The sequence below is a fragment of the Brachyspira sp. G79 genome (assembly GCF_002379365.1).
Taxonomy (GTDB): Bacteria; Spirochaetota; Brachyspiria; order Brachyspirales; family Brachyspiraceae; genus Brachyspira.
The window spans coordinates 1,329,137-1,334,556 of sequence record NZ_JQIU01000008.1 but is presented as its reverse complement, the minus strand read 5'-3'; the positions used below and the strand labels follow the sequence as shown (position 1 = coordinate 1,334,556).

Annotated in this window: 5 protein-coding genes; 3 read left to right on the top strand and 2 right to left on the bottom strand. The window is 26.3% G+C overall.

The window, feature by feature from the left end:
* The first annotated feature begins 220 nt into the window (after positions 1-220).
* Entirely contained in the window at positions 221-2,059 is a 1,839-nt protein-coding gene (locus tag KQ44_RS07255) for a methyl-accepting chemotaxis protein (protein ID WP_096736851.1), read from the top strand.
* Between the two features lie 427 nt (positions 2,060-2,486).
* Here KQ44_RS07255 and KQ44_RS07250 read toward each other — a convergent pair whose 3' ends face one another.
* The gene (locus KQ44_RS07250; RefSeq protein ID WP_096736850.1) at positions 2,487-3,233 is read right to left on the bottom strand and encodes a protein kinase; all 747 of its coding nucleotides are present in this window, start codon (positions 3,231-3,233) and stop codon (positions 2,487-2,489) included.
* A gap of 7 nt (positions 3,234-3,240) precedes the next feature.
* Positions 3,241-3,696 (bottom strand): flagellar export chaperone FliS, encoded by a 456-nt coding sequence (fliS, locus tag KQ44_RS07245; protein ID WP_096736849.1) that lies wholly within the window; start codon positions 3,694-3,696, stop codon positions 3,241-3,243.
* Between the two features lie 247 nt (positions 3,697-3,943).
* Between fliS and KQ44_RS07240 the strand changes: the two genes are divergently transcribed.
* Both KQ44_RS07240 and KQ44_RS07235 read left to right on the top strand, forming a co-directional pair.
* Positions 3,944-4,765, top strand: coding sequence for an aldo/keto reductase (locus KQ44_RS07240; protein WP_096736848.1), 822 nt, complete (start codon positions 3,944-3,946; stop codon positions 4,763-4,765).
* Positions 4,766-4,902: 137 nt separating this feature from the next.
* Positions 4,903-5,382: a hypothetical protein gene (locus KQ44_RS07235; protein WP_240516533.1), complete on the top strand. Its 480-nt coding sequence runs from the start codon at positions 4,903-4,905 to the stop codon at positions 5,380-5,382.
* Positions 5,383-5,420: the final 38 nt, after the last annotated feature.

Sequence of the window (5,420 nt, the reverse complement as noted above, 5' to 3'; positions counted from 1 at the left end):
AAAAATAAATAATTTTTAAATTTAAAAAATAATTGTATTTTAATGTTATTAATTATTCTTATTATGACTAATGAGGTATATATGCTAGATTATATATATTTGTATAGTATGTTATATTTTTTTATCGTAAAATCATATTATTACTAAATGCAATTGACAATCACAATAATTTTTACTATAGTTATTTTGTAATCATCAATAATAGTTTTGGAGTTATTTTATGAAAAAAGTTAATAGTTTAGCATTTAAATTACCATTATCTATCAGTCTTATAAGCGTTATAATAATAATAGTTTTATTAAGTGTTTCTCTATTTTTTTCAAGCAAGGGTATAAGAGAAGCCATTAATGTAGGATTTAGAAATACAGTAGAAGGGTATGCTTATTTGCTTGACTCTATGACAGAATCACAAATAATGCTTGCCGATTCTTATGCTAGTGATGCTAATATTAGGAATTTTATGATTTTTAGAGATGATACTTATAGAGCATATAGTGAAAGAGATATTGAAGTATTTATGGAAAAAAATCCGTACGTAGAAAATATTTATCTTACAGATATAAACGGCAATGTTATATTAACAAAATCAGATGTACTAAGAAATAGAAATATGTCTGAAATTAGACCTGATTTATGGAAAAAACTATCTTCAGGAGAGGCCTCTGCTTTGGGAAGCACAAGAGAATCTCCAGTAACTGGTGAAATAACTTTGGCTGTAGGTGTAAAAGTAACAGATTTTACTAATAATACTTTGGGATATTTAGTAAGTACTATTAAAGGCAATGTTATACATGACCGTTATTTCTCTAAAGTTGAACTAGGAAGAACAGGAAGAATAGTATCAGTAAATGAAGATTTAATAGTTACTATGGATATGGATACTGCCAATATAAATAAAGAAGCACCAGCAGAATACAGAAATATATTTAATAATTCATTAAAAGAAGGTCCTTACAGTTACAGAAGCGGTGACATAATTAGAATGGGATATTACAGAAAAATGGATTTTCAGCCTTGGATGGTAACATATGCTATGAATGAAGATGAGATATTTGAGCAGATAAGAACAACTATAGCAATTACATTATTAGTTGCTGTTATCTCTATAGTTATTTTAATTATTATTATGTTCTTCTTTGCTAAAAGTATTACAAAACCTCTTAGTATTGTTGTAGAAGAAGCTAAAGAAATAGAAAATGGAAGACTTGTTATGCATAGGAGAAAAGTAAATAGAAAAGATGAAATAGGGGAGTTATCTCTTTCTTTTCACAATATGAAATATAAACTTATAGAAATAATAGAGAATTCTTTAGAAGAAGCTGCTAAAATGGCACAGGCTGCTAATAGTTTGGCTACTGGTAATAAGGATTTGGCAGAAAAAGCAGAAAGTACAGCTGGAAATCTTGAGGAAACTGGTTCGTTTATGGAGGAAATAGCAGCTGCAATTACTGTATCTATTAATAATTCAGTAAAAGGTAATGAGATGATGAATGATTGTAAAATAGCTATAGAAAATGCAGCGTCTGTAGTAGAAGATACAGTAAAAAGTATAAGCGAGGTTAATGAAGACAGTGAAAAGATTAAAGATATCATAAGAGTTATAGAAGGTATAGCTTTTCAAACTAATATATTGGCTCTTAATGCAGCAGTTGAAGCGGCACGTGCTGGAGATCAGGGTAAAGGTTTTGCGGTTGTAGCAAGCGAAGTTAGAAGTTTAGCACAAAACAGTCAGAATTCTGCAAAAGATATTACTGAGTTAATTAATAAAGTATATGAAAAAATAAATAAAGCTAATAATATAGTGGGAAGTCAAGAACAGCTATTTGTAGGAATAAAAGAACAAATAGAAGAAACAGCCGATACTATAAAAAGTATAACAGAAGCTGCTGTGGAACAAAAAGAAGGTGTATCTCAGGTAAATAGGGCAGTTGAAGAGATGGATAATTTAACACAGGAAAATGCTGCTTTGGTGGAAGAGTCAACCGCTTCTTCTATGTCTTTGTATAATGATGCTAAACATTTGCAAGAGCTTATTAGTTTCTTTAAAATAGAAAAATAAAGAATTAATATATATTTATACTTTTTCTGGTATATTATGATTTTTGATTTGCAAAGCAGTTGGGACTATGCATTTTACTGCTTGTTTTTATTTATTTCTGAGTATCATATTTAAGTTACATACTAGATGATGATGCATACGAAAAATATGTCTTCAGTTAGAATAAAGATTGTGTACACTCAGCTTCTTCAGAACTGCATATTTATATACAAGATAATAAGTTACACAACATGTAGTATATTTATTTATGTAATAATTAATATCATATAATTTGGTATAAAATGATAAACTTATAAAAATTATTTATTAATAGTTTTTAAATGAGTCTATTATATTATAAATAAGTTTTTATGTTTTTTCAAAATACAATAAAAAAGAGATACTCAAATAAAAAGTACCTCTTTTTTATAATAAAAATTTTATTAAATTAATATTTTATAGCATTGGTTTGATTATAATTTATCAAGATATATGAATGAAGTCTTCCGTCACTTCCTTTATAAACATTCATATTAAGTGGGTCAACTTCCCATATTCTATCAACTACGAAATTGTAATAATAGTTTCCTGATTCTGGTCTTAATGTTATAACCCATAGATTATTAGAATATGTCATAGGATATCTTAAACTGTCAAAACCTAATTTATCTGAAGTAAACATAACTTCTTTAGCTGTATTATTACTGTAGAAGAAAGTAACTGTTCCGTCAGAATTATAAATAGGATTTTTTTCGTAAAAACCTATATCATTAGTTAAAACAAAATAACTTACAGACTGATTATTATTATCATATTCTGTATATGGATTGACAGGATCATTAATCCATACACCATTAACCCTGTAACGGTATGAATATTTGCCAGCTTTTAAAGGAGTCTGACAAAGATAATAGTAAACTCCATATGAGCTTTTAATGAGAGGTATACTGTCTTCCCAATTGTTAAAATCACCAGACACTTCTACAGAATCATAATTTTCAGCAAAAGTAAATAATACGCCGTCAGTTACTATACGAGGTGCCATAACATCTTGTATATTATAATATTTTAAAAACTCGAGACTGTTCATTCTAGCTTCGTATTGTTCTATACTTTCATAATCTTTATCTTTACAAGAAATAAAAACCATAGAAATAATTATAATTGCTGATATTAATGCATATATTTTTTTCATTGTTATTTCAACCTGTTATATTTAATTTACTTTCACCTTCATCTTTTTTACTGCCTGAAGATTGAGCTTTGTTTTCGGCATTTCCTTTAGCAATCTGTTCTTCAACACCTTCCCAAGCCATTTTAAGTTCTTTAAGATACCTTATTACTTCAAGCAAAGGAGGCTTAGTTTTTGATATATTGCCTTCTGTGAGTTTTTGATTCATATAAGTATATATAGAAGCAAGTCTGTTAGCTATGTCTCCTGCTTCATAATTTAGAGAAGACAAAAGTTCATAAATGATTTCCTGAGCTTTTAATATATTATTATGGGCTTCTTCAGTGCCATGTTTTTTATCCATAGCTGCACATGCAGTTTCTAAAAACTTTATAGCACCGTCATAAAGCATAATAATTAATCTGTTTTGAGAAGCTGTGCTTACATCAACCTTTTTATATTTTTCGTAACCGTTATTACTAGCCAATTGAATCCCCCAAATATATTATTATGTTAATTGTTTAATATTATCGGAAAATCATAAAAACCATAAGATATTTTTTAACAATTAACATCTTATAAAAAATTTGCTGTAATAATATCTATTATAGCATATAATTATATCTTATAACAGACTTATTTTTTTATATTGATAATTTAATAAATATTATATACTACTTTTATATTGTAAATAAGTATTATAAATTAATAAAACTAACAAATAGGAAATAATTATGATTAATATAAAATTAAATAACTCTATAGAAATGCCCATATTAGGACTTGGAGTGTATAAAATAACTGATAAAAAAGAATTAGAAAATGCTGTAAGATTTGCAATAGAAGCAGGATATAGAAAATTTGATACTGCACAATTTTACAATAACGAAAAGGAACTTGGAGAGGCTATAAGAAAGACTGGAATAAAAAGAGAAGAAGTATTTATAACAACAAAAATATGGAACACCAAACAAGGATATAATTCTACAAGAAAATCATTTGAAGAGAGTTTAGAAAAACTTAATATGGACTATGTAGATTTACTTCTTATTCATTGGCCTGGTCAGAATAAAGATAGATATTTGGATACTTACAGGGCTTTAGAAAATATATGTCAAAGCAAGAAGGCAAAATCAATAGGCTTGAGTAATTTTGAGATAAAGCATTTAAAAGATATATTTGCTCATTGCAATATAGCTCCTACAGTTAATCAAATAGAAAGACACCCTAATTTGCCTAGAAACGAATTAGTTGATTTTTGCAAAAAACATAATATGGCTGTAGAGGCTTGGTCTCCTTTAGGAAGAGGAAAACTTTTTGATAATGAAGTTATTATTGATATAGCTAAAAAATATAATAAGACACCTGCTCAAATAATATTAAGATGGAATATAGAAAGCGGTATTTCTGTTATACCTAAATCTGTAAATAAAAATAGGATAGAAGAAAATATTGATGTATTTGACTTTACTTTAGATAAAAATGACATAGAAAGGATTAATTCTTTAGAAAATGGGGAGAGAATAGGTGCTGATCCTTTAGTTTTTGATTTTTAAAATGTTTATTTTTTATTATATTCCATAGAACTAATTGTTTGAAATAATAATAATTAGTATTTACAAAGTTTCAAAAAAATGTATACTGAAAATTAATTTTTATTTAAGTAAATTAAAAAATAGAGGTTATATAAAGAATGTTAGTGAAATTTTCAGCAGAAAATTATAAATCTATTTATGATAAAGTAGAGTTGGATTTTAGAATAAAACCAAAAAATACTGCTGATGAAGAAATATTAAATAATAATCCTTTTGTACTAAAGATAAATAATGATTATATTTCAAAATTATGCCTATTTTACGGACATAATGGTTCTGGTAAAACTAATATATTTGAGGCTATATTAGGTGTATGTTTATCTAATTTTAACAATATTTATCTGCATTATATATACAAACCTAATATAATTTATGGTGAAAATGAAGAGGCTAAATTTGAAATAGAGTTTTATTCCAATGTTTTAAATGAAAATAAAAATGAATATTCATTATATAATTATAAATTAAATGTAAAAAATAAAGAAATAGATGATCAATATAAAGATAGTATACAAATTACAAAAGAAATACTTACAGAAAACGATAATATAATTTTGAAAGAATTAATAATGATTTAATAAAAATAATATAACAAATAACAATAATGAAAAAATTA